This is a genomic window from Anaeromyxobacter sp. Fw109-5, from assembly GCF_000017505.1.
Lineage (GTDB): Bacteria > Myxococcota > Myxococcia > Myxococcales > Anaeromyxobacteraceae > Anaeromyxobacter.
In genome coordinates this window covers 3,373,089-3,396,199 of record NC_009675.1, presented here as the reverse complement: position 1 = coordinate 3,396,199, position 23,111 = coordinate 3,373,089, and the positions used below count along the sequence as shown (strand labels likewise).

Genomic DNA, 23,111 nt, shown 5'->3' with positions numbered 1-23,111 from the left:
GCACGGTCACGTGCGCCAAAAGAGGTGGTAACTTGCGCGCCATGCCCTTGACTCAGCAGCACCGCCGTGGCGCCTCGACGGTGCTGCTGGTCATCGCGCTCGCGTGTGGCATCGAAGCATCGAACGATCACGGGAACGACGCGCTCGTTCCCGTACCCACCAAGCCCGGCGTTCCGTCCGGCCCGCCCATCTCGGACACGATCACGCCGGAGGGAGGGACGCTCTCGGCCGCGGACGGCGCGATCTCCATCTCGTTCCCGGCCGGTGCCGTCGCCTCCCCGACCGAGTTCACGATCACGCCGATCACGAACACGGCGCGTGGCGCCGTCGCCGGCGCCTTCCGCCTCGGGCCCGAGGGCGCGAGCTTCACCGCCCCCGTCACGATCACGTTCAAGGGGCCGGAGCAATATCCGATCGGCACCAGCATCGACAACGTCGGCGTCGAGTCCCAGGATCGGAACGGATTCTGGATGAAGGTGGGGCCCGCGACGCGAGATCTCGGCGCGAACACCATCAGCGTCAAGACGACTCACTTCAGCGATTGGACCGTCACCTGGCAGACGGGAGAGCCGCTGGCGGACGGACCGATCCGCCTCGCGCAGAACCTCAACGTGCCCTTCGACGCCCAGGGCCGGGCGACGGTCTACCTCCGGGACGAATCCACGTCGCTCACGACGTACGTGCTGGCCGGCACGCTCACCGTCCCCGCGACGATGACGCTGGGGACCGAGACCTGCGTCCCCGACCAGACCACGAAGTCCTGGGCGAACGCCGCCGAGATCGACAAGGTGAGGTCCGTGTTCCGCTGGGGCACCGGCGTGGGCTGGACGTTGACGTGCACCGGGACCGACGGCCGCGTGACGACGCGGTTCATGCCCGCCGTGTTCGACACGATGGGTATCAACCTCGCCCGGTGCGCCGGGACCTTCGACCCGGGCCAGTACGCCGAGAAGGACTTCATCCGCGGCGCTTACACCGCGGACTGCGGTGCCGAGGGAGGGGTCAGGGGTACGTGGGATCTGCGCGGCCACCAGGTCCTCGTGAACCCGACGTCCGGCCTGGTGACCACCGAGGCGGGCGGAACGGCCACGTTCGACGTCGTCCTGAACAAGCCGCCGGCCGCCGACGTCGTGGTGGGGCTCTCGAGCAGCGACACGACCGAGGGCACGGTCTCGTCTCCGAGCATCACCTTCACGCCGTCCAACTGGAGCACGCCGCAGGTCGTGACCGTCACGGGCGCGAACGACTGGGTCGACGACGACGACGTGGCGTACACGATCGTGACCGCGCCCGCGACGAGCAGCGACCCGCGTTACCACGGCATCGACCCCGCCGACGTGGAGTTCACGAACACCGACGACGACACGGCGGGGCTCGCGCCGAGCCCGACGACGGGCCTGGTCACCACGGAGGCGGGGGGCACGGCGACGTTCCAGCTGGCGCTGACGTCCGAGCCGCTCGCCGACGTGGTCGTCGCGCTGACGAGCAGCGACACCACCGAGGGCACGGTCACGGCGAGCGTCACCTTCACGCCGGCGAACTGGAACGTGGCCCAGACCGTGACCGTCACCGGCGTGAACGACTTCGTGGACGAGGGCGACATCGGGTACTCGATCGCGCTGTCCTCGAGCAGCACCGACCCCAAGTACCAGGGGCTCACCGGCAGCGTCTCGGCGACGAACACCGACGACGACACGGCGGAGCTCCTCCCCAGCCCGTCGACGGGCCTGGTCACGGCCGAGCCGGACGGGACGACGACCTTCGGCCTGACGCTCGGCTCGGAGCCGCTCGCGGACGTGGTGGTGACGCTGGCGAGCAGCGACACGACCGAGGGCACCGTCGCGCCCGTGAGCGTGACGTTCACGGCGACGAACTGGAACGTGCCGCAGAGCGTGACGGTCGCCGCGAAGGACGACTTCGTGGCGGACGGCCCGATCGCCTACGCCGTGAACCTGTCCGCGACGAGCTCGGACCCGCTGTACAACGGCCTGACCGCGGCCGCGTCCCTGACCAACGCGGACGACGACGTGGCGGGCTTCGCGGCCACCCCGTCGACGGGTTTGGTGACCACCGAGGCGGGCGGGACGGCGAGCTTCGGGCTGGCGCTGACCTCGGAGCCGCTCGCCGAGGTGGTGGTGGCGCTGGCGAGCAGCGACACCACCGAGGGCACCGTCGCGCCTGCGACCGTGACGTTCACGGCGGCGAACTGGAACGTGCCGCAGCCCGTGACGATCACCGGGGTGGACGACCTCGTGGCCGACGGCGCGATCGCGTACGCCGTGACCCTCGCCGGGGCGAGCACGGATCCCGGCTACGGCGGCCGCGCCTGGGCCGTGGCGGTCGAGAACGCCGACAACGACGTGGCCGGGATCGCCGTCGGTGCTCCGAGCGCCACCTCGACCTCCGAGGTGGGCGGGGCCGCTGTCTTCACGGTGGTGCTGACCTCGCAGCCGACGTCGGACGTGACGGTCCCGATCACCTCGAGCGACCCCACGGAGGGCACGGTCGCCCCCGCGCCGCTGGTGTTCACCACGACCAACTGGAACGTGCCGCAGACGGTGACGGTCACGGGCGCCGACGACTTCGTCGCGGACGGCGACCAGACCTACCTGGTCGCGATCGGGCCGGCGACCAGCGCCGACCCGGGTTACGCCGGCAGGCCCGGCGATCCGGCGGACCTCACCTTCACGAACACGGACGACGACGTGGCGGGGATCGCGGTCGGCGCGCCGAGCGCCCCCTCGACGTCCGAGGCGGGGACGTCCGCCACCTTCACGGTGGCGCTGACCTCGCAGCCCACCTCCGACGTGACGGTCCCGGTCTCCTCGAGCGACGCCACGGAGGGCACGATCGCCCCCGCGTCGCTGGTGTTCACGGCGAGCAACTGGAGCGTGGCGCAGACGGTGACGGTCACCGGCGTCGACGACGCGGTGGACGACGGCGACCAGACCTACCAGGCCGCGATCGGGCCGGCGACGAGCGCCGACGCGGGGTACGCCGGGAGGGATCCGGCGGACCTCACCTTCACGAACATCGACGACGACGCGGCGGGGCTCGTGGCGAGCCCGTCGACGGGCCTCGTGACGACCGAGGCAGGCGGGACGGCGAGCTTCCAGCTCACGCTGGCGTCGCAGCCGACCGCCGACGTGGTGGTCGCGGTGTCGAGCAGCGCCTCCACGGAGGGTACCGTCGCCCCCGCCACCGTGACCTTCACGGCCACCAACTGGAACGCGGCGCAGACCGTGACGGTCACCGGGGTGGACGACGCGGTGGCGGACGGTGCGGTCGCGTACACCGTGAACCTGTCCGCGACGAGCACGGACCCGGGCTACAACACCCGCACCGGCGCGGTGTCGGTGACGAACAGCAACGACGACGCGGCCGGGATCGCGGTGAGCGCTCCGAGCGGGCTGTACACCTCGGAGGCGGGGGTCTCAATCACCTTCACGGTGGCGCTGACCTCGCAGCCGACGTCGGACGTGACGGTCCCGGTGTCCTCGAGCGACATCACGGAGGGCACGGTCGCCCCGGCTTCCCTGCTGTTCACGGCGGCCAACTGGAACACGCCGCAGACCGTGACGGTCACGGGCGTCGACGACGTGCTGGACGACGGCGATCAGCTCTTCTCCGCCCTCGTCGGCGCGGCGATCAGCTCGGACCCGGGCTACTCCGGGATCGACCCGAACGACGTCACCCTGACGAACACGGACGACGACACGGCGGGGCTCGTGGCGAGCCCGTCGACCGGCCTCGTGACGAACGAGGGGGGCGGGACGGCGAGCTTCCAGGTGACGCTGGCGTCGCAGCCGCTCGCCGACGTGGTGGTCGCTGTGTCGAGCAGCGACGCGACCGAGGGCACCGTCGCGCCTGCGACCGTGACGTTCACGGCGGCGAGCTGGAACCTGCCGCAGACCGTGACGATCACGGGGGTCGACGACGCGGTGGCGGACGGCGCGATCCCGTACACCGTGAGCCTGGCCTCGACGAGCACGGACGCCCTGTACAACGGGGCTGTCGGGACCGTGTCCGTCACGAACGACGACGACGACGCGGCAGGGCTCGTGGCGAGCCCGTCGACGGGCCTGACGACGACCGAGGCGGGCGGGACGGCGAGCTTCCAGGTGACGCTGGCCTCGCAGCCGGTCGCCGACGTGGTGATCGCGCTCGCGAGCAGCGACACGACGGAGGGCACCGTGTCCCCTGCGACCGTGACGTTCACGGCGGCCAACTGGAACGTGGCGCAGAGCGTGACGGTCGCCGGAGTGGATGACGCCTCGGTGGACGGCGCGATCGCCTACGCCGTGAGCCTGTCCGCGACGAGCACGGACGGTCAGTACGCCGGGCGTACCGGCACGGTGTCGCTGACGAACACCGACGACGACGCGGCGGGGCTCGTGGCGAGCCCGTCGGCGGGCCTGGTGACGAGCGAGCCGGCCGTGGCGGCGAGCTTCCAGCTCAGGCTGTCGTCGCAGCCGAGCGCCGACGTGGTGATCGCGCTCTCGAGCAGCGACCCGACCGAGGGCGCCGTGGCGCCTGGGAGCGTGACGTTCACCTCGGCCAACTGGAACGTGGCGCAGACGGTGACGGTCACCGGGGTGGACGACGCGGTGGCGGACGGCGCGATCGCGTACGCCGTGAACCTGTCGGCGACGAGCACGGACGCCCTGTACGGCGGGCTCACGAGCGCGGTGTCGGTGACGAACGGCGACGACGACCTGGCGGGGATCGCGGTCGGCGCGCCGAGCGCCACCTCGACGTCCGAGGCCGGGACGTCCGCCACCTTCACGGTGGTGCTGACCTCGCAGCCGACGGCGACGGTGACGGTCCCGGTGGCCTCGAGCGACACGACGGAAGGCACTGTCGCGCCTGCGTCGCTGGTGTTCACGGCGACGAACTGGAACGTGGCGCAGACCGTGACGGTCACGGGCGTCGACGACGCGGCGGTGGACGGCAACCAGAGCTACCTGGCCGCGATCGGGCCCGCGACGAGCGCCGACGCGGGGTACGCCGGAAAGGATCCGGCGGACCTCACCTTCACGAACACGGACAACGACGCGGTGGGCCTCGCGGCGAGCCCGTCGACGGGCCTCACGACGACCGAGGCGGGCGGGACGGCGAGCTTCCAGCTCACGCTGACGTCGCAGCCGAGCGCCGACGTGGTGGTCGCGGTGTCGAGCAGCGACTCCACGGAGGGCACCGTCGCGCCCGCGACCGTGACCTTCACGGTCGCGAACTGGAACGTGGCGCAGACCGTGGCGGTCACCGGCGTGGACGACGCGGTGGCGGACGGCGCGATCGCCTACGCCGTGAACCTCTCCGCGACGAGCACGGACACCCTGTACGACGGGGCCACCCGGGCCGTGCCGGTGACGAACACTGACGACGACGCTGCGGGGATCGCGGTCGGCGCGCCGAGCGCCACCGCGACGTCCGAGGCCGGGACGTCCGCCACCTTCACGGTGGTGCTGACGTCGCAGCCGACGGCGAGCGTGACGGTCCCGGTGTCGTCGAGCGACACCACGGAGGGGACGGTCGCGCCTGCCTCGCTGGTGTTCACGACGGCCAACTGGAACGCGCCGCAGACCGTGACGGTGACGGGCGTCGACGACGCGGCGGTGGACGGCGATCAGAGCTACCTGGCCGCGCTCGGGCCGGCGACCAGCGCCGACGCGGCGTACGCCGGGAGGGATCCGGCGGACCTCACCTTCACGAACACGGACAACGACGTGGCGGGGCTGATCGCGAGCCCGTCGACGGGCCTCGTCACGACCGAGGCGGGCGGGACGGCGAGCTTCCAGCTGACGCTCGCGTCGCAGCCGAGCGCCGACGTGGTGGTCGCGCTCTCGAGCAGCGACACCACCGAGGGCACCGTCGCGCCTGCGACGGTGACCTTCACGGCGGGCAACTGGAACTCTGCGCAGACCGTGACGGTCACCGGAGTGGACGACGCGGTGGTGGACGGCGCGATCGCCTACGCCGTGAACCTGTCCGCGACGAGCACGGATCCCGGCTACGGCGGCCGAATCGGGTCGGTGTCGGCGACGAACAACGACAACGACGCGGCGGGGATCACGGTCGGCACGCCGAGCGCCACCTCGACGTCCGAAGCGGGGACGTCCGCCACCTTCACGGTGGTGCTGACCTCGGAGCCGACCTCGGCCGTGACGGTCCCGGTCTCCTCCACCGATACCACGGAGGGCACGGTCGCTCCCGCGACGCTGGTGTTCACGGCCACCAACTGGAACGCGCCGCAGACCGTGACGGTCACGGGCGTCGACGACCCTGCGGTGGACGGGGACCAGACCTACCGGGCCGCGATCGGGCCGGCGACGAGCGCCGACCCGGGCTACGCCGGGAGCGACCCGGCGGACCTCACCTTCACGAACACGGACAATGACGCGGCAGGGCTCGTGGCGAGCCCGGCCACGGGTCTGACGACGACCGAGGCAGGAGGGTCAGCGAGCTTCCAGCTCTCGCTGTCGTCGCAGCCGAGCGCCGACGTGGTGGTGGCGGTGTCGAGCAGCGACGCGTCGGAGGGTACCGTCGCGCCTGCGAGCGTGACGTTCACCTCGGCCAACTGGAACACGGCGCAGACCGTGACGGTCACCGGGGTGGACGACGCGGTGGCGGACGGTCCCATCACGTACGCCGTGAACCTGTCGGCGACGAGCACGGACTCCCTGTACAACGGGGCTGTCCGGACCGTGTCGGTCACGAACGCCGACGACGACGCGGCTGGGATCGCGGTGAGCCCCGCGAGCGGGTTGTTCACCTCCGAGGCAGGGCTCCAGGTCACGTTCACGGTGGTGCTCGCCTCGCAGCCGACGGCGAGCGTGACGGTTCCCATCACGTCGGGCGACCTCACCGAGGGCACGGTCGCCCCGGCGCCGCTGACGTTCACGGCGGCCAACTGGAACGTGGCCCAGACCGTGACGGTGACGGGCGTCGACGACCTGGTGGACGACGGCGACCAGCTCTTCACGGTCCTCGTCGGCGCGTCGAGCAGCGCGGACCCGAGCTACAACGGGGTCGATCCGGGCGACATCACCCTGACGAACACCGACGACGACACCGCGGCGCTCGTGGCGAGCCCGACGACGGGCCTCATGACGACCGAGGCGGGCGGGACGGCGAGCTTCCAGGTGGCGCTGGCGACGCAGCCGCTCGCGGACGTGGTGGTCGCGCTCTCGAGCAGCGACGCGACGGAGGGCACCGTCGCCCCTGCGAGCGTGACGTTCACGGCGGCCAACTGGAGCACCGCGCAGACGGTGACGATCACCGGCGCGGACGACGCGCTGGCGGACGGCGCGATCGCGTACGCCGTGAACCTGTCCGCGACGAGCACGGATCCTGGCTACGGTGGCCGCACCGGCTCGGTGTCGGTGACCAACGGCGACAACGACGCGGCGGGGATCGCGGTCGGCGCGCCGAGCGCCACCACGACGTCGGAGGCGGGGGCCTTCGCCACCTTCACGGTGGTGCTGACGTCGCAGCCGACCGCCGACGTGACGGTCCCGGTCTCCTCGAACGACACCACCGAGGGCACGGTCGCGCCTGCGTCGCTGCTGTTCACGGCGAGCAACTGGAGCGTGCCACAGACCGTGACGGTGACGGGGGTCGACGACCTCGTGGCAGACGGCAGCCAGACCTACCAGGCCGCGATCGGGCCGGCGACCAGCGCCGACCCGGGGTACGCCGGGAAGGATCCGGCCGATCTCACCTTCACGAACACGGACGACGACGTGGCGGGCATCGCGGTCGGCGCGCCGAGCGCCACCTCGACGTCCGAGACGCGCACGTCCGCCACCTTCACGGTGGTGCTGACGTCGCAGCCGACCGCGGACGTCACCGTCCCGGTCTCGTCGACCGACCCCACGGAAGGCACGGTCGCGCCTGCGTCGCTGCTGTTCACGGCGGCGAACTGGAGCGTGCCGCAGACCGTGACGGTGACGGGGGTCGACGACCTCGTGGCAGACGGCAGCCAGACCTACCGGGCCGCGATCGGGCCGGCGACGAGCTCCGACGCGGGGTACGCAGGCAGAGATCCGGCCGACCTCACCTTCACGAACACGGACGACGACGTGGCGGGCATCGCGGTCGGCGCGCCGAGCGCCACCACGACGTCGGAGGCGGGGGCCTCCGCCACCTTCACGGTGGTGCTGACGTCGCAGCCGACCGCGGAGGTGACGGTCCCGGTCTCGTCGAGCGACACCACGGAGGGCGCGGTCGCGCCCGCGTCGCTGGTGTTCACCGCGGCCAACTGGAGCGTCGCGCAGACGGTGACCGTGACGGGCGTGAACGACGCGGTGGACGACGGCGATCAGACCTACCAGGTCGCGATCGGGCCGGCCACGAGCTCCGACGCGGGCTACGCCGGGAAGGATCCGGCGGACCTCACCTTCACGAACACGGACGACGACGCGGCGGGGCTGGTGGCGAGCCCGTCGACGGGCCTGACGACGAGCGAGCCAGCCGGGACGGCGAGCTTCCAGCTGACGCTGTCGTCGCAGCCCCTCGCAGACGTGGTGGTGGCGGTGTCGAGCAGCGATCCGACGGAGGGCACCGTCGCGCCTGCGAGCGTGACGTTCACGACGGCGAACTGGAACGCGGCGCAGACCGTGACGGTCACCGGGGTGGACGACGCGGTGGCGGACGGACCGATCGCCTACGCCGTGAACCTCTCCGCGACGAGCACGGACCCGGGCTACGGCGGGCGTACCGGGTCGGTGTCGGTGACCAACGCCGACGACGACGCGGCGGGGATCGCGGTGAGCGCTCCGAGCGGGCTGTCCACCTCCGAGGCGGGGCTCCAGGTCACGTTCACGGTGGTGCTGACCTCGGAGCCGACGTCGGACGTGACGGTCCCGATCACGTCGAGCGACCCCACGGAGGGCACGGTCGCCCCGGCGCCGCTGACGTTCACGGCGGCGAACTGGAACGTGGCGCAGACCGTGACGGTCACGGGCGTCGACGACCTGGTGAACGACGGCGACCAGCTCTACACGGTCCTCGTCGGCGCGGCGACGAGCCTGGACGGGAGCTACAGCGGGATCGACCCGGGCGACATCTCCCTGACGAACACGGACGACGACGCCGCGGGACAGCTCATGGCGAGCCCGTCGACGGGCCTGGTGACGACCGAGGCGGGCGGGACGGCGACCTTCCAGCTGACGCTGTCGTCGCCGCCCAGCGCCGACGTGGTGGTCTCGCTGACGAGCAGTAACCCCGGCGAAGGCACCGTCGCGCCTGCGGCCGTGACCTTCACGCCCGCGGACTGGAACCTCGCGCAGACGGTGACGGTCACCGGGGTGGATGACGCGCTGCCTGACGGCCCGATCGCGTACGCCGTGAACCTGTCGGCGGCGAGCACGGACCCTCTGTACAGCGTGGCCAGCGCGACGGTGTCGCTGACGAACGCCGACAACGACGGGGGACCAGCCCCCTTGGCGATCAAGTAGCGCTCAGCCGTAGGGTGGCCGCAACGCGAGCCGGCGGGTAGCCGCGCGGCCAGCCGCGAACCCGACGACCGGTTACACCCGTCGAGCACCGCTGGCTCGCCCGCCGCAGCGGCGCGCCGTTCGGGGCTTCCCACGGTCGAGCGTCATCCGCCGCTCGAGTAGACCCAAGGTCGACGCTGCGCGGAGCCCTCCGCGCAGCGCCTCTTACACCCATTCAGGCGTCCAGCCCGCGGCCGGGAAGGCCGACACGGCTCATGCCGCGCCGCGGCATGGCCGAGGATGCGCCAAGACGCCCCGCCGGTACGTTGCCGGCCGTCGTGCGCGGTCCCAAGGAAGTGTTTCGCAGGCGTCCACCCACCGGCTCACCCGCACGAGGAGCGGAAGAATGAAGAAGAACGCGAAGAGCGCGCAGTCCGAGACGAAGGTGCCTTCCCGCCGTGACTTCCTGCGCAAGGCGGCCCTGGGCGCCGCCGGCGCCGCGGTCGCCGCAGGTCCCACCATCCACGTGGCGCAGGCCCCGACCACGCTGCGCTTCCAGAGCACCTGGCCCACGAAGGACATCTTCCACGAGTACGCCCTCGACTTCGCCAAGAAGGTGAACGAGATGTCGGGCGGCCGCCTCAAGATCGAGGTGCTGCCGGCCGGCGCGGTCGTGAAGGCGTTCGACCTGCTCGACGCGGTGGCGAAGGGGACGCTCGACGGAGGCCACGGCGTCGTCGCCTACTGGTACGGCAAGAACACCGCCCTCGCGCTGTGGGGCTCGGGCCCGGAGTTCGGGATGGATCCCAACATGCTGCTCGCCTGGCACTACTACGGCGGCGGCAAGGACCTCATCGACGAGGTCTACAAGTCGCTGAACCTCGACGTCGTCTCCATGCTGTACGGGCCGATGCCCACGCAGCCGCTCGGCTGGTTCAAGAAGCCGGTCGCGAAGGTCGACGACATGAAGGGGCTCAAGTTCCGCACCGTCGGCCTGTCCATCGACATCTTCACGGGCCTGGGCGCGGCGGTGAACGCGCTGCCGGGCGCGGAGATCGTGCCGGCGATGGACCGCGGACTCCTCGACGCCGCCGAGTTCAACAACGCGTCGTCGGACCGCGCCCTCGGGTTCCCCGACGTCTCCAAGGTCTGCATGCTCCAGAGCTTCCACCAGTGCTCGGAGCAGTTCGAGATCCTCTTCAACGGCACCAAGTACAAGGCGCTGCCGCAGGACCTCCGCAACATCATCGCCTACGCGGTCCAGGCCTCGTCCGCGGACATGTCGTGGAAGGCGATCGATCGCTACTCCACCGACTACATGGAGATGCAGCAGAAGCAGGGGGTGAAGTTCTACAAGACCCCCGACGCGATCCTGAAGCGGCAGCTCGAGATCTGGAACGACGTGATGGAGAAGCGGTCCAGCGAGAACCCGATGTTCAAGAAGGTCCTCGAGTCGCAGCGCAAGTTCGCGCAGCGCGCCGCGCGCTGGCAGAACGACACGAACGTCGACTTCCGCATGGCCTACAACCACTTCTTCGGCAAGAAGCAGGGCGCCGCGAAGAAGGGCTAGGACCTCGATGCAGCGCCTCCTCCTCACGGTCGACAAGCTCTCCACCTGGATCGGCCAGCTCTTCGCCTGGCTCATCGTCGTGCTCACCGTGCTCATCACCTGGGAGGTGCTGTCGCGGAAGTTCTTCGACACCCCGCACGCCTGGGCGTTCGACGCGCAGATCATGGGCTACGGCGTCCTCTTCATGATGGCGGGCGCCTACACCCTCGCGAAGAACGGCCACGTGCGGGGCGACGTGCTCTACGGCTTCTTCCCCCCGCGCGTCCAGGCGAGCATCGACCTCCTCCTGTACGTCGTCTTCTTCGTGCCCGGCTCGATCGCGATGGTCTTCGCGGGCTGGTACTACGCGAAGGAGTCCTGGCTCATCCGCGAGCACTCGACCATCACGGTCGACGGGCCGCCCATCTATCCGTTCAAGGCGTTCATCCCCATCGCGGGCGCGCTCATCCTGCTCCAGGGCGTGGTCGAGATCGTCCGCTGCGTCGTCGCCCTCCGGGACGGCGCGTGGCCGTCGCGCGAGGAGGACGTGGAGGAGGTGGACGTCGACAAGCTGAAGGAGATGGTCCACGTCAAGGACGAGGACATCGCCGCGCTCGACCAGGTCGTCCTGCGCAAGGAGCACGAGGAGGTGAAGCCGTGAGGAAGGAGCTCCTGTTCGGCTTCACGATCATGGGGCTCATCGTCCTCGCGACGGTGATCATCATGCCGGCGCCCTCGCAGATGACGCAGGGCCACCTCGGGCTGCTGATGCTCTCGCTCGTGGTGGTCGCCATCATGCTGGGCTTCCCGACCGCCTTCACGCTCATGGGCATGGGCGTGCTCTTCGCGTGGCTCGCCTATCGATGGGTCAACCCGGACATCGCGGTCCAGCAGACGCTGGACCTCATGGTGCAGCGCACCTACGCGACGATGACGAACGACGTCCTCATCGCCGTGCCGCTGTTCGTGTTCATGGGCTACATGGTCGAGCGGGCGAACCTCATCGAGAAGCTCTTCAAGAGCCTGCACCTCTCGATGTCGTTCATCCCCGGCTCGCTCGCGGTCGCGACGCTGGCGACGTGCGCGCTGTTCGCCACCGCGACCGGCATCGTGGGGGCGGTCGTCACGCTCATGGGCCTGCTCGCGTTGCCGGCGATGCTGCGCTCCGGCTACGACATCAAGCTCTCGGCGGGCGCGATCACCGCCGGCGGCTGCCTGGGGATCCTCATCCCCCCCTCGGTCATGCTCATCCTGTACGGGGCGACCGCGGGCGTGTCGGTCGTCCAGCTCTACGCGGGCGCGTTCTTCCCCGGGCTCATGCTCGCGGGGCTCTACATAGGCTACGTGGTCGTCCTCGCCAAGCTGAAGCCGCGCCTCGCGCCGATGCCGCCCGAGGAGGAGCGGCGGGTGCCGCTCACCGCGGGCGCCGTCGCCCTCGCAGGCGGCGAGCACCGCCGGGCGGTGCCGCGGCTCGTCTCCGCCCTCGTCCGTCCGGCGCCCGGCGATCCGCCGCGCCGGTGGGTCGCCGGTCAGCTCGCCGTCTCGGCCCTGCCGGCGATCTTCGGCGCGGTCGCCTTCCTCGTCGTCTACGAGGCCGTCACCCGGACGGTCGTCATCGACACCGGCGGGCTGGAGGAGATCGCGGAGACGGGCGGCGGAGCCGACGCCTTCGTCTACGAGGGGGTCGAGGAGCCGCCCGCGGAGGAGGCCGCGCCCGCGGGCGGGGCCGAGGCGCCCGCGGTGGCCGAGCCTCCCGGCGTCGAGGAGCCGCCCGGCGCGGTCGCCGAGCCGCCCGGCGCGGAGGCGCCGGGCGGGGCGCTGAAGGCGGAGACGGAGCGGGCGGAGGGCGCGCAGGTCGAGACCGCGCCCGGGCGCAAGCCCGTGCCGCTCGCCTTCTGGATCGCCCTCGCGGCCGGCGTCGCGCTGCTCGCCTTCCACTACAGCATCTTCACCTTCGAGCGGCTCGAGATCCTGAAGATGCTGCTCACGTCGTTCTTCCCGCTCACCGCGCTCATCCTCGCGGTGCTCGGGTCGATCATCTTCGGGTGGGCCACGCCGACCGAGGCGGCCGCGCTCGGCGCGGCGGGGGCGATGCTGCTCACCGGCGCGTACCGTCAGTTCAAGTGGAGCGTGCTCAAGGAGTCGGTCTTCCTGACGGCGAAGACGACCGCCATGGTGTGCTGGCTGTTCGTCGGCTCCTCGATCTTCTCGGCCGCGTTCGCGCTCCTCGGCGGCCAGGCGATCATCGAGCACTGGGTGCTCGGCCTGAACCTGACGCCCCTCCAGTTCATGCTCCTCGCGCAGGCCATCATCTTCCTGCTCGGCTGGCCGCTGGAGTGGACGGAGATCATCGTCATCTTCATGCCGATCTTCATCCCGCTGCTGGGCCACTTCAACATCGACCCGCTCTTCTTCGGCCTGCTCGTGGCGCTGAACCTGCAGACCGCCTTCCTCTCCCCGCCGGTCGCGATGGCGGCGTTCTACCTGAAGGGCGTCGCGCCGAAGCACGTGACGCTCAACCAGATCTTCGCCGGCATGATGCCGTTCATGGCGATCCAGGTGTTCGCCGTGCTGATCCTGTACCTCTTCCCGGCGATCGGGCTGTGGCTCCCGCAGGTGCTCTATCGATGACCGCCACGGTGCATGGGGAGACTGTTCGGCGCGACGGCCGCGCCTCGCCGCGCGTCGCCCGGCGGCTCGCGGAGATCGTCGGCGCGCGCAACGTGATCACCGACCCCGCGGAGCTGCTCGTCTACGAGGCGGACGGGCTCACCCATGGGCGCGTCCGGCCGGACCTCGTGGTGCTGCCCGGCTCGACCGCGGAGGTGGTGGCGGTGGTGCGCGTGGCGCGCGAGGCGGGCGTCCCGCTCGTCCCGCGGGGCGCCGGCACCGGCCTCTCGGGCGGGGCGCGGCCGGTGCCCGGCTGCGCGGTGCTCTCGCTCACGCGGATGCGGCGCATCCTGGAGGTGGATCTCGCGAACGGCTGGGCGCGGGTGGAGCCGGGGGTGATCAACCTCGACGTCACGCGCGCGGTGGCGACCGACGGCTTCTACTACGCGCCCGATCCGTCGTCGCAGAGCGTCTGCTCCATCGGCGGCAACGTCGCGGAGAACTCGGGCGGCGCCCACTGCCTCAAGTACGGGTTCACCACGAACCACGTCCTCGCCGCGCGCGTGGTGCTCTCGGACGGCGAGGTCGTGGACCTTGGCGGGCCCGCCGCGGACGCGCCGGGCTACGACCTGCTCGCCGCGCTCGTGGGGAGCGAGGGGATGCTGGGGGTGGTGACCGAGATCACGGTGCGCCTCCTGCGCAAGCCCGAGACGACGCGGACCTTCTTCGCCACCTTCCCGTCCACCGACGAGGCGGGCGCGGCCGTCTCGGGGATCATCGCGGCCGGGATCCTGCCCGCGGCCATCGAGATGATGGATCGCCTCGCCATCGTCGCCGCGAAGGCGGCGACCGGCCTCGACTGGCCGGACGTGGGCGCGGCGCTCCTCATGGACGCCGACGGCCCCCGCGCGGAGGTCGAGCACGTCTCCGCCCGAGCCATCGAGATCGCGCGCGGGGCGGGCGCGCTCGAGATCCGCGTGCCCCGCGACGAGGCCGAGCGGCAGCTCATGTGGAAGGGACGCAAGTCCGCCTTCGCCGCGGTGGGCCGCATCAGCCCGAGCTACCTCGTCGAGGACGGGGTCATCCCGCGCTCCGAGATCGCGCGCGTCCTCCGCGACATCGGCCGGCTCGCCGACGCGGCGGGGCTCAGGGTCGCGAACGTCTTCCACGCCGGCGACGGCAACCTCCACCCGCTCGTGCTGTACGACGCGCGCGTGCCGGGGGAGGAGGAGCGGGCGGCGCGTCTCGGCGGCGAGATCCTCCGCCTCTGCATCCGCTACGGGGGCTCCATCACCGGCGAGCACGGCGTGGGCGCGGAGAAGGCCGCGTACATGGCCGAGCAGTTCGGCCCGGACGACCTCGACACCATGCAGCGCGTCCGCTGCGCCTTCGACGGCGCGGCGCTCATGAACCCGGGCAAGGTCTTCCCCACGCCGCGCCTCTGCGGCGAGAAGCCCGGCCCGTACCGCCCCCACCCCGCCGAGGCGGCCGGGCTCGCGGAGCGCTGGTGAGCGCGGTGCACGCGCCGGCGGACGGCGACGCCGTCCTCGGAGTGCGCCCCCGGGTGGCGCTCGAGCCGGGTTCGCTCGAGGAGGCCGCCGAGGCGATGCGCGCCCTCGCCCGCGACCGCGCCGCGGTCGTGTTCGTCGGCGGCGGCACCGACCTGGAGCTGGGCGCCCCGCCCTCGCGGCTGGACGCGGTGCTGCGCACGCGCCGGCTGGATCGGGTCCGCGAGCACGCACCCTCCGATCAGATCGTCGCGGTCGAGGCCGGCATCACCATCGCCGCGCTGCAGCGCCACCTGCAGCCGCACGGGCAGCGGCTCGCGCTCGACCCGCCTCACCCGGAGCGCGCGACGGTGGGCGGGGTGCTCGCCGCGAGCGCGTTCGGACCGCGGCGGACGCGCTTCGGCGCCGTGCGCGACCTCGTCATCGGGATCACCCTGGTGCGCGCGGACGGCGTCGTCGCGCGCGGCGGCGGCAAGGTCGTGAAGAACGTGGCGGGGTTCGACCTGCCGCGCCTCCTCTGCGGCTCGCTCGGCTCGCTCGCGCTCGTCGCCGAGGTGGTGTTCCGGCTGCACCCCCTGCCCGAGGCCTCGGCCACCGTCGCCGCGGGGGGGCTGTCGGCCGCGCAGGTCGCCGCGCTCACCCGCGCCGCCCTCGACGCGCGGGCGGAGCCGTCCGCCGTCGCGGCGATCCAGGAGGGGGAGGGGTTCCGGCTCGCCTTCCGCTTCGAGGGGTTCGCCCCCGGCGTGCGGGAGCAGGCGGAGCGGGTGCTCGCCCTCGACGCGCGCGCCGAGCGGCTGGAGGGCGGCGACGAGGCGGCCCTCTGGGCGAGGCACGACGCGCTCCGCGCGGCGGGAGACGTGCGCGCGAAGGCGGCGTTCCCGCCCGCCGCGCTCGAGGGCGCCGTCCGCGCCCTCGCGCCGCTCGCCGCGACCCTGGGCGGGGGAGCGCTCGTGCTGTACCCGACGCTCGGGATCGCCTTCGCCGGGGGCACGCTCGTCCGCGACGACGCGACCGGCAGCGCGGTCGCCGCGGCGCGTGCAGCGCTGCGGCCGGGCAACGGCTCGCTCGTGATCGCCGCCGCGCCCGCCGCGCTGCGCGCGCTCGCCGACCCGTGGGGCGATCCGCCGCCAGCCCTCGAGCTGATGCGCAGGCTGAAGCGTGAGCTCGATCCGGACGGGCGGCTCGCGCCCGGCCGCGTCGCGGGAGGGATCTGAATGGCGACCAGCGACGAGGCGCTCATCGCCACGCAGCGGACGGCGGCCCGGGACGCGAGCGGCGTCCCCGCCGAGGACCGCGGCACCGGCCGCAGCGGCGGCGCGCCGGAGCGCGCGCGCAACCCCGCCGACGACTGCGTCCACTGCGGCTTCTGCCTCCCGGTGTGCCCGACCTGGCAGAGCTGGCAGGAGGAGATGGACTCGCCGCGCGGCCGCATCGACCTGTACCGCGCGCTCGAGGACGGCCGCATCGCCATGTCGCCCATCGTCGCCGAGCACTTCGACCGCTGCCTCGGCTGCATGGCCTGCCTGACCGCGTGCCCGTCCGGCGTGCGCTACGATCACGTCATCGAGGCGGCGCGTGCGCGGGTCGAGCGCGACCTGCGGCGCGGAGCCGGGGACCGGCTGCATCGCTCGGCGGTGTTCGCGCTCTTCCCACGACCCGGGCGGCTGCGCGCGGCCGGGTTCCTGCTGTGGGCCTGGCGCGCGACCGGCCTGCGCCGGCTCGCGCGGCGGCTCGGGCTGCTGCGCTTCTCCCGCCGGCTCGCCGCGCTCGAGGCGCTCGCGCCGCCGGTCTCGCTCCGCGAGCTCCTCGCCCGCGTGCCCGCGCGGACGCCGGCGCGGGGCGCGCGGCGGCTGCGCGCCGGGCTCGTCACCGGCTGCGTCCAGCGGGTCTTCTTCCCCGGCGTGAACGCGGCGACCGTGCGAGTGCTCGCCGCCGAGGGCGTGGAGGTGGTCGCGCCCCGCGGCCAGGGCTGCTGCGGCGCGCTCTCGCTGCACGCCGGGCGGGACGCCGAGGCGCGCCGGCTGACGCGCGCGCTCATCGAGCGCTTCGAGCGCGAGGCGATCGACGTGGTCGTGGTGAACGCGGCCGGCTGCGGCTCGCACCTCAAGGACGTGGGGGCGCTCTTCGAGCACGATCCGGAGTTCGGCCCGCGCGCCCGCGCCTTCGCCGCCCGCGTGAAGGACGTGACGGAGCTGCTCGCCGCGCTGCCGGCCCGCGCTCGCCGCGCCGCCGTGCGCGCGCGCGTCGCGTACCACTCCCCCTGCCACCTCGGCCACGCCCAGCGCGTGAACGAGCCGCCGAGGGCGCTGCTACGGTCCATCCCCGAGCTCGAGCTCGTGGAGATCCCCGACGGCGAGCAGTGCTGCGGCTCCGCGGGCGTCTACAACCTCGTGGAGCCCGAGTCGGCGGTCGAGATCGGCCGCCGGAAGGCGGACGCGGTGCTCTCCACGCGCGCGGCGCTGCTCGCGAGCGCCAACCCCGGCTGCTCGCTCCACATCCGGCGCATGCTCGCCGAGCGGGACGTCGACCTCCCCGCGGCGCACCCGATCGAGCTGCTGGACCGCGCCATCCGCGCCGCCGAGGAGGAGGACGCCGCGCGCCAGGGTGTGGCCGCGCCGGCGCGCCCGTCGTAGGGCCCCGGCGCGCCCGTGGACGGCGGGGGCTCGTCAACCGCGAGGAGGCTCGAGCTCGCGGATGGCGCGGCGCGCGAGGTCGCCCGCCCCGCAGCGCTGGTCGACGTCGCGGAGCACGCGGGCGAGCGCGCCGGACGGCTCCGGCGTGGCTGGCTCCGACGCGGCCAGCTCGCGAAGGGCCTCGAGCGCGGCGGGCGCCCTGGAGTCGCCGAGCGCGCGCGCGGCGAGGCGCCGCCGATCGCAGCGCGGGGAGGCTGCCTCGCGGCGGAGCGCGGCGAGCGCGTCGGCGCTTCCGGCGGCGAGGGCGCGGGACCACGAGATGAAGGCGTGGGGCAGCCGCTCGGGCGCGTCGTGCTCTGCGTACGCCGCCTCGAGGAGGCCGCGGAGGTACTGCACCTCCGGATCTCCCGCCCCGCGGCGCGCGGCGAGGGCGGCGATGCGGTCCTCCGCGTCCGCGAGGCGCCCGGAGGAGATGAGGGACTCCAGCGGCGGCCGGAGGGCCGCCCAGGCGAGGGCGGCGGCGGCGACGATCGCGAGGGCGGCCGCCGCGTGCACCGGTCCCGGCCGGCGCGCGCGCAGCGCGCCGAGCAGCGCGTCCGGGAGGGAGCGCAGCGCCGGGAGGCGGGCGGGGGGCGGCGGACGCGTCCGCCCCTCGAGGACGGCGAGCAGCTCGGCGGCGCTCTGCGCGCGCACGGTCCGGTCCTTCTCCGTGGCGCACGCGATGAAGCGCAGGAGCGCGGGGTGCTCCTGGAGCGAGGGCAGCTCGCCGACGGGGGACGGGACCGGGTCGTAGGCGTGGGCCCGCAGCAGCGTGCGCGGATCGAGCGTGGGGAACGGGTGACGCCCCGTGACGAGCAGCCACGCGAGGATGCCTGCGCTGTAGAGATCGGCGCGGTGGTCCACCTCGCCCCCGACCGCCTGCTCGGGCGAGAGGAACTGCGGCGTTCCGACGACGAGCCCCACCTGCGTCGGCTCCGCGACCTGAGCGGGCTCCTGGAGCTTCGCGATGCCGAAGTCCAGGATCTTCAGCCGCTCTCCGCCGTCGGGCAGGGGGACGAGCCAGAGGTTGTCCGGCTTCAGGTCGCGGTGGACGATGCCTGCCCGGTGCGCCGCGTCGAGGCCGGCGAGCAGCTGGCGCAACAGCTCGACGACGCGCTCGGGCGGCAGCCGCTCCTCGCGGCGCAGCCGCTCGCGCAGCGATTCCCCGGGGAGGAGCTCCATCACCAGGTACAGCGCGCCGTCCGCGGTCTCCCCGAAGTCCAGCACGTCCACCACGTGCGGCGACGACAGGCGCACGGCGATCCGGGCCTCGCGCCGGAAGCGCTCCGCGTCGCGCGCGCCGTGCGCCGCCACCTCGGAGCGCAGGATCTTCACCGCCACCGGGCGACCGATGCGCACGTGCTCGGCGCGCCAGACGCTCGACATGCCGCCCTCGCCGAGCAGCGCCTGCAGCAGGTAGCGCCCGTCCAGCAGGTATCCGGGGCGGATCCCCGCAGCTCCGGCCGCTTCGGCGGGCGCGGCCGCGGGGGACGGAGGCAGCGCGAGCTGGAGCGTCTCCTCTCGGGTCACCGCGTTCTCCACAGGGCGTGCGTCGGGGCGGACGATCCACGTTAGCGGTTGTCGCGCGCGCCGAGAAGCCGCCGGAGGACGGGACGCAGGCCGGGGCGTCGATCGCGTCGCCCGACCAGCCGCCGGACCCGCTCGGGATCGACGCACGGATCGAGCGCAGACCTTGCGCCGCTTAGGATCACCCGACGGAGGCGCCGTGATCCCGCAGGACCTCGCCGGATTTCTCGAGTCGGGCGTCTCGGTGCTCGTCGGCACGCGCGATGCCCGCCTCGCGCCCGACGCCACACGCGCGGTGGGGGCTCGCGTGGTGCACGGCGGCGGCGAGCTGATGGTGTTCCTGCCCGCCGCCACCTGCGCGACGGCGCTCGCGAACGTCGGCGAGAACGGCCGGATCGCGGTCTGCTTCTCCCGGGCCTTCGATCATCGCGCCGTGCAGGTGAAGGGCCGTGCGATCGAGGTGCGCCTCGCGGCGGAGCCGGAGCGGGCGCTGGTGGACCGGTACCGGGCCGCGCTCGCCGAGGAGCTGGGCTACGTGGGGGTGCCGCCACGCGCGACCCTCCGCCTGGCGCACTGGCCGTGTCACGTCGTGCGCCTCAGGGTGGAGGGGGTCTTCGTTCAGACGCCCGGGCCGGGGGCGGGGGCGCCGCTCGAGGGAGGCGGCGGGGGCGCGCGATGATCCGGCTCGAGGAGCTCGGCCCGTGCTTCCAAGGCGTCGTCCCGGCGCAGATCGCGACGTGCAGCCGCGACGGAGAGCCGAACGTCACGTACCTCTCGCACGTCCACCACCTGGACGCTCGCCACGTGGCGCTCTCCTGCCAGTTCTTCAACAAGACGAGGCGCAACGTCGACGAGAACCCGCTCGCCTCGGTGGTCGTGTGGCATCCGCTCAGCTTCGAGGCGTACCGGCTGCGGCTCCGCTTCGACCACGCGGAGACCGAGGGGCCGCTCTTCGAGACGATGGCGGCGCGGATCCAGGTGATCGCCTCGCACACCGGCATGGCGGGAGTCTTCGCGCTCCGCTCCGCCGACGTGTACGAGGTGCTCTCGATCGAGCACGTGCAGGGGCTGCTGGCGGCCACCGCGGCGGAGGAGCCGGCCCCCGCGCTGCCCGCGGGCCCGCTCACGGAGCTGCGCGGGCTGCAGCTCGTGTCGGACCGGATCGCCCGCGCGGCGGACCTCCGGACGCTCCTCGCGGAGGCCCTCGAGGCGCTCGACGCGCTGTTCGGGTTCTCCCACGCGATGGTGCTCGTGCCCTCCGAGGCGGGACGGCTCGTGACCGTCGCGAGCCGGGGCTACGGCGTCTCCGGCCTGGGCGCGTCGGTGCGGGTGGGGGAGGGGATCATCGGCTGCGTCGCCCAGCGGCGGCGGCTGGTCCGGGTGGCGAAGGTCGGCTCGGAGCTGCGCTACGGCCGCGCGATCCGCGAGCGGGCGGCGGCCTGCGGGGACGGCGGCGCGCTCCACCCCGAGCTTCCGCTCCCCGGGCTCGCGGACGCGCAGGCGCAGCTCGCGCTCCCGCTCCTCGCAGGCGATCGGCTCCTCGGCGTCCTCGCGTTCGAGAGCCGGGATCCGCTCCGCTTCGACGACTGGGACGAGGCGTTCCTCGGGGTGGTCGGGAACCTCATCGCCATGGGCATGGACCGCGTGCGGCGCCCCGCCGTCGAGCGGGAGGCGCCGCGGGACGGCCCCGCCCCGGCGCGCACCCGCGTCTTCTGCTACTACCGGAACGACGACTGCGTGTTCGTGGACGGGGAGTACCTCGTCCGCAACGTGCCGGGGAAGATCCTCTGGAAGCTGCTCGCGCTGAACCGGAGCGAGGGCCGCAACGAGTTCACGAACCGCGAGCTGCGCCTCGACCCGGGGCTCGGGCTGCCCCCCCTGAAGGACAACCTGGAGAGCCGGCTCATCCTCTTGCGCCGGCGTCTCCAGGAGAAGTGTCCGGAGGTGCGGCTCGTGCCGGTGTGCCGCGGCCGCTTCGCCCTGAAGCTCGACTGTGCCGTGGCGCTCGTCGAGAAGGAGTGCGGGTGAGCGCGGCTCACCGCGCCGGCTTCCCCTGCGCTGCGGCGACGGCGGGCGGGCGGGGCTCGGGGACGCGGTTGCGGATCGCCGGGATCGACCGCAGGTAGGCGAACACCGCGCGCAGGTCGTCATCGGTCATCGTGCCGTAGTTCTGCCACGGCATCGGCGGGAGGATGGCCCGCCCGCGGCCGAGGTGACGGCCGGATCGAAGCGTGTCGATGAAGTCCTTCTCCGTCCACTTGCCGAGCCCGGTCTCGGGGTCCGGGGTCAGGTTCGCCGTGAAGCTGACCCCCCAGGGGCCGGCCCACGCCGTCATCGAGCCCGCCACCGTGGTCATCCAGGGCCCCTTCGCCAGCGTCGGCGCGGGGGGCATCGTCAGCTGCTCCGGGTGCCCGGACAGCAGCCGCGTCATGTCCGGCTCCGGACCGTTCTGCCCGAGCTTCCACGGCGTGTGGCAGTCGTTGCAGCCACCGACGGTGACGAGGTACTTGCCGCGGGCGACGTCACCGCCCGCCTGCGCGCTCGCGCGGCCGAGGACGAGCGCTGCGAGCAGGATGGCGGCGCCGCCGAGGGTGACGGGGACGATGCGCTTCTTCATCGGGCTTCCTCCTTGGGATGGGTGCTGCGAGAGAGCGTCGGCGCCCGCGGCCGCAGCTCGCGGATCCAGGCGGAGACGAGCGCCACCGCCTCGTCGTCGACGGCGTGGCTCCCGAGCGGCGGCATCTGGACGAGCGGATCGCGCGACGCCATGCGCGCGACGAGCACGCTGTCGGCGGGTCGCCCCGGCCGGATCCGCACCAGCGCGGCGCCTTCGGTGCCGGGCGGGTGGAACCGGCACGGCACGTCGCTCGCCGTCGCCAGGGCCGCGCCGGCCCCGCCGGGCGCCGAGACGCGCTGCACCAGCGAGAGCCCGAGCGGCGCGAGCTGGCCCCGCGAGTCGTGGCAGATGCCGCAGTTCGCGTGGAGGTAGCCGAGCGCCGCGCGCGCCCTCCCGGTCGGCGCCTCGATGCGCGGCGGCCGGTCCAGCAGCGCCTGGGGCAGGCCGCGGACGAGCCCGCGCGCCACGAGCGCCGGGAGCTCCACGTCGCCCGCCCCGGGTCGCTCCGCGTGGGCGGCGAGCGGATCGCGATCGGGCGAGAGCTGGAGCGACGAGAACCCGAGCACGGGCGTCGGACCGCCCTCGTGGCAGGCGCGGCAGTCGTAGACCGACGGGATGTCGTGGGGGAGCCCCGGGCGGCTCTCGGCCGCGGCGCGGAGGCCGCCCTCCGGGACGAGGAGCGCGTCGGCGCCGTCCGGCGTCCAGGCGTAGGCCGCGAAGAGCCACTTGCCGTCGCCGGTGCGCTCCATGTAGCGCGTCTCGACGCGCCTCCCGAAGCTGAACTCCTTCCAGAGGCGGGTCCCGACCGGGAACACCCAGGCGTCCGGATCCGAGGCGTCGATCGCCGTCCCTGGGGGCAGGCGGATCCAGCGCCGCTTCGCGGCTCCGTCCGACCAGAGAGGGTACTGCGGCGTGTAGGGAAGCACGTCCGGAGCCACCCGCCGCGTGGCCGCGTCGGCGTACAGCCCGGTGTCCGAGAGGTGGGCGGGCGCCGGCGCGCCGGGGGCCGCCGATCCCCCGTGGTCCCCCGGCGCGGCGCGCGGGGCGGGGCCGCCGAGGGTCAGCAGCGCGCCGGCCAGGGCCGCGGCCGCCGCCGCGACGCCCGCGCGGCGCCGGCGGGAGCCGCCCCGAAGCCCCGCTCCCGCCGTCCGTCGCATCTCGCCTCCGGCCCCCGGGGGCTCCGTCCCCCGC

12 protein-coding genes are annotated in these 23,111 nt (G+C 73.3%); 9 read left to right on the top strand and 3 right to left on the bottom strand.

Translation table 11 applies throughout. From position 1 onward, the window contains the following. The first annotated feature begins 41 nt into the window (after nt 1–41). From ANAE109_RS14990 to ANAE109_RS14960, 7 genes are all read left to right on the top strand, one after another. Nucleotides 42–9,458, top strand: a complete 9,417-nt coding sequence (locus ANAE109_RS14990; RefSeq protein WP_012097727.1) for a Calx-beta domain-containing protein — start codon at nt 42–44, stop codon at nt 9,456–9,458. 385 nt (nt 9,459–9,843) lie between these two features. Next, the gene (locus ANAE109_RS14985) at nt 9,844–11,007 is read left to right on the top strand and encodes a TRAP transporter substrate-binding protein (protein WP_012097726.1); all 1,164 of its coding nucleotides are present in this window, start codon (nt 9,844–9,846) and stop codon (nt 11,005–11,007) included. A 7-nt stretch (nt 11,008–11,014) separates the two neighbouring features. Beyond that, nucleotides 11,015–11,647 carry a TRAP transporter small permease subunit gene (locus ANAE109_RS14980; protein WP_012097725.1) on the top strand — a complete coding sequence of 211 codons (633 nt, stop codon included), beginning with the start codon at nt 11,015–11,017 and terminating at the stop codon, nt 11,645–11,647. After that, nucleotides 11,644–13,617, top strand: coding sequence for a TRAP transporter large permease subunit (locus ANAE109_RS14975; RefSeq protein ID WP_012097724.1), 1,974 nt, complete (start codon nt 11,644–11,646; stop codon nt 13,615–13,617). The genes ANAE109_RS14980 and ANAE109_RS14975 overlap by 4 nt, the downstream gene beginning before the upstream one ends. After that, complete coding sequence (locus ANAE109_RS14970) at nt 13,614–15,107, top strand: FAD-linked oxidase C-terminal domain-containing protein (protein ID WP_012097723.1); 1,494 nt, start codon at nt 13,614–13,616, stop codon at nt 15,105–15,107. The genes ANAE109_RS14975 and ANAE109_RS14970 overlap by 4 nt, the downstream gene beginning before the upstream one ends. Then, entirely contained in the window at nt 15,104–16,318 is a 1,215-nt protein-coding gene (locus tag ANAE109_RS14965; protein WP_012097722.1) for an FAD-binding oxidoreductase, read from the top strand. Before ANAE109_RS14970 ends, ANAE109_RS14965 begins: the two co-directional genes overlap by 4 nt. Then, on the top strand, nt 16,319–17,737 hold the full coding sequence (locus ANAE109_RS14960) for a (Fe-S)-binding protein (protein ID WP_012097721.1): 1,419 nt from the start codon (nt 16,319–16,321) through the stop codon (nt 17,735–17,737). It abuts the gene before it with no gap. Nucleotides 17,738–17,770: 33 nt separating this feature from the next. Here ANAE109_RS14960 and ANAE109_RS14955 read toward each other — a convergent pair whose 3' ends face one another. Then, entirely contained in the window at nt 17,771–19,306 is a 1,536-nt protein-coding gene (locus ANAE109_RS14955; protein ID WP_012097720.1) for a serine/threonine-protein kinase, read from the bottom strand. Between the two features lie 196 nt (nt 19,307–19,502). Between ANAE109_RS14955 and ANAE109_RS14950 the strand changes: the two genes are divergently transcribed. Further along, nucleotides 19,503–19,982, top strand: coding sequence for a hypothetical protein (locus ANAE109_RS14950; RefSeq protein ID WP_012097719.1), 480 nt, complete (start codon nt 19,503–19,505; stop codon nt 19,980–19,982). Beyond that, the gene (locus tag ANAE109_RS14945; protein ID WP_012097718.1) at nt 19,979–21,331 is read left to right on the top strand and encodes a GAF domain-containing protein; all 1,353 of its coding nucleotides are present in this window, start codon (nt 19,979–19,981) and stop codon (nt 21,329–21,331) included. The genes ANAE109_RS14950 and ANAE109_RS14945 overlap by 4 nt, the downstream gene beginning before the upstream one ends. Nucleotides 21,332–21,338: 7 nt before the next feature. Here the strand turns inward: ANAE109_RS14945 and ANAE109_RS14940 are convergent, their stop codons facing one another. Both ANAE109_RS14940 and ANAE109_RS14935 read right to left on the bottom strand, forming a co-directional pair. Then, nucleotides 21,339–21,920 carry a c-type cytochrome gene (locus ANAE109_RS14940; protein ID WP_012097717.1) on the bottom strand — a complete coding sequence of 194 codons (582 nt, stop codon included), beginning with the start codon at nt 21,918–21,920 and terminating at the stop codon, nt 21,339–21,341. Beyond that, entirely contained in the window at nt 21,917–23,077 is a 1,161-nt protein-coding gene (locus ANAE109_RS14935) for a hypothetical protein (RefSeq protein WP_012097716.1), read from the bottom strand. The genes ANAE109_RS14940 and ANAE109_RS14935 overlap by 4 nt, the downstream gene beginning before the upstream one ends. Nucleotides 23,078–23,111 lie beyond the last annotated feature (34 nt).